3 protein-coding genes are annotated in these 2,628 nt (G+C 64.3%); all 3 read left to right on the top strand.

Translation table 11 applies throughout. The features are described 5' to 3' along the window. The first annotated feature begins 141 nt into the window (after positions 1 to 141). Positions 142 to 762, top strand: a complete 621-nt coding sequence (locus tag I5W_RS02720) for a glutathione S-transferase family protein (RefSeq protein WP_017451227.1) — start codon at positions 142 to 144, stop codon at positions 760 to 762. A 45-nt stretch (positions 763 to 807) separates the two neighbouring features. Then, the gene (locus I5W_RS02715) at positions 808 to 1,767 is read left to right on the top strand and encodes a pyridoxamine 5'-phosphate oxidase family protein (protein ID WP_044528079.1); all 960 of its coding nucleotides are present in this window, start codon (positions 808 to 810) and stop codon (positions 1,765 to 1,767) included. A 36-nt stretch (positions 1,768 to 1,803) separates the two neighbouring features. Further along, on the top strand, positions 1,804 to 2,628 hold an 825-nt coding region (locus I5W_RS02710), incomplete at its 3' end, for a LysR family transcriptional regulator (RefSeq protein WP_044528078.1).

Genomic DNA, 2,628 nt, shown 5'->3' with positions numbered 1-2,628 from the left:
CTTTGCATATGGGCATATTTTCTCCNNTGAGCAATAAAGAAGTACCCACTGTGCGGATCTTCTTCGCCAGCGCTNGGCACCACACTGGCGTCACGTCCAGGGAAGCAGTCCTGGCCGAGTCCACCCATCAGGAGCCATTTCATGAAAATCCACCATCACCCTCTGTCCGGCCACGCCCACCGGGTCGTTCTGTTCGCTTCGCTGCTGGGGCTGCAAGCCGAGCTGGTCGAAGTCGACCTGATGGCGGGCCAGCACAAGCAGCCAGCATTTCTCGCCCTCAATCCCTTCGGTCAGGTGCCGGTGCTGGAAGACGATGGCGTGGTCGTTGCCGACTCCAACGCCATCCTGGTCTACCTGGCCAAGAAGGCGGGTCGTCGCGACTGGCTGCCCGAGGATGCCCAGGGCGCAGCTGCCGTGCAGCGCTGGTTGTCGGTGGCCGCCGGCGAGATCGCCTTCGGCCCCGGCGCTGCACGCCTGGTCACGTTGTTTGGCGCAGCTTTCAACCCGCAAGAGGTGATCCAGCGCGCCCACCTGCTGCTGGGCCGCATGGAGCAGCACCTGGCGCAGCGCGACTGGCTGGCCGCCGACCATCCCACTATCGCCGACGTAGCGGTCTACAGCTATCTGGCCAGCGCGCCCGAGGGTAACGTCGATCTGAGTGCTTACCCGGCCGTGCAGCGCCTGCTGCAACGTATCCAGGCCTTGCCAGGGTTCGTCGCCTTTGCGCAGACTCCGGTCGGTCTGAATGCCGTCAAGGCTTGACGGCCTCAACTGGTGATTGAGCCTCCCTCTTGTGAGAGACCAGCCATGAATACTTCCCCGAATGCGCCGACCTGGCACGCTGGCGAGAAAATGCTGCAACAGCAACTGGGCGTGGCCGACAAGATGGAGCTGGTCGGCGCCCGTGTGGTGCGCGACTTCATGCCCGAGCAACATCGCGCCTTCTACGCCCAACTGCCCTTCATCGTCGTGGGTAGTGTCGATGCGGCCGGCGATGCCTGGGCTACGCTGCTGGAAGGACGGCCCGGGTTTATCGCTGCACCCAGCCCCACCGCGCTGGACATGCTGGCGCGGCCAGCACAGCAGGACCCTGCCGGGGCCGGCATGGTGGAGGGCGCGTCAGTGGGACTGTTGGGTATCGAAATGCATACGCGCCGCCGCAATCGCATGAATGGTGTGCTGACGTCGCTGGCAGATGGCTGGCGGGTCGAGGTCGGGCAAAGCTTTGGCAATTGCCCGCGCTACATCCAGTTGCGCGATTTTTCCTTTGTGCATGAACCGGGCCAGTTCCCTGCTGAACAGGCCCAGCCACTGGAGCGCCTGGACGATGCTGCACGCCACCTGATCGGTCAGGCTGATACCTTCTTCGTGGCCACCTATGCCGACCTGGAAAGCGGGCGCCAGGTCGATGTCTCGCATCGCGGCGGCAAGCCCGGTTTCGTGCGGGTGGATCAGGCGGGTGTGCTGACCGTGCCTGACTTCGATGGCAACCTGTTCTTTTCCACGCTGGGCAACATGGTCCTCAATGGCCGTGCGGGTTTGCTGTTCGTCGATTTTGTCACGGGCGAGCTGTTGCAGATGACGGGGCAGGCCGAGGTGATCCTGGACTCGCCCGAGATTGCCGCCTTCCAGGGTGCCCAGCGCCTGTGGAACTTCCGCCCGCAGCGCATCGTGCGTCGTCCGGCAGCCCTGGCCCTGCGCTGGCAGTTGCAGGCCCAGCCCTGGTCGCCCTATGTGGTGGCCACCGGAGACTGGCAGCAGGCATAATGCTTCACTCTTAGACATATCCAGGAAGGCAAGCACATGGACCGATGGCTGGCGATGCGAATTTTCGTTCATGTCGCGGAAACCGCCAGTTTCGCCAGGGCTGCGCGCCAGATGCAATTGAGCGCACCGGTGGTGACCCGCACCGTGGCGGCGCTGGAAGAACTGGTTGGGGCGCGTTTGCTGGTGCGCACCACGCGCTCGGTCAAGACCACCGAAGCCGGTGCGCGCTACCTGGAGGATTGCCGTCGCATCCTGGGTGAGATCGCCGAAGCCGAAGCGGCTGCCGCCGGTCACTATGCCCGGCCCGCGGGTACGCTGTCGGTGACGGCCGCTTTCATGTTCGGACAGCTGCACGTGCTGCCCATCGTCACCGAATACCTGGACCTGTATCCCGAGATGCGCGCCCGCACCTTCTTCATCGACCGTCCCGTCAACATTGTCGAGGAAGGCATGGATGTGGCGGTACGCATCGGGCATTTGCCGGACTCCGGCTTCACGGCTATCCAGGTCGGTTCGGTCAGCCGGGTGATCTGCGCTGCGCCTGACTACCTGGAGCGGCATGGGGTGCCAGCCTCGCCCACGGAACTCAAGCAGCATCGCATCGTCACCTCCACCAGTGCCTGGGCCTCGCCCGAATGGCGCTTTGCCGACGGCCAGCGCGTGCTGGTGGAAGCGGCTTTGCAGACCAATACCAATCAAGCCTGCATCGCCACCGCCCGCAATGGCTGGGGCATGACGCGGGTGCTGGCCTACCAGGTTGCGGACGACTTGCGGGAGGGCCGACTGCAACGGGTCTTGCGCGAATTCGAAGAGCCGCCCTTGCCGATCCACCTGCTCTATCCCGAAGGACGGCGCTCCCCG

The sequence above is a fragment of the Herbaspirillum sp. B65 genome, from assembly GCF_000333555.1.
Taxonomy (GTDB): Bacteria; Pseudomonadota; Gammaproteobacteria; order Burkholderiales; family Burkholderiaceae_D; genus Herbaspirillum; species Herbaspirillum rubrisubalbicans.
This window is presented reverse-complemented; position numbering and strand designations above follow the sequence as displayed.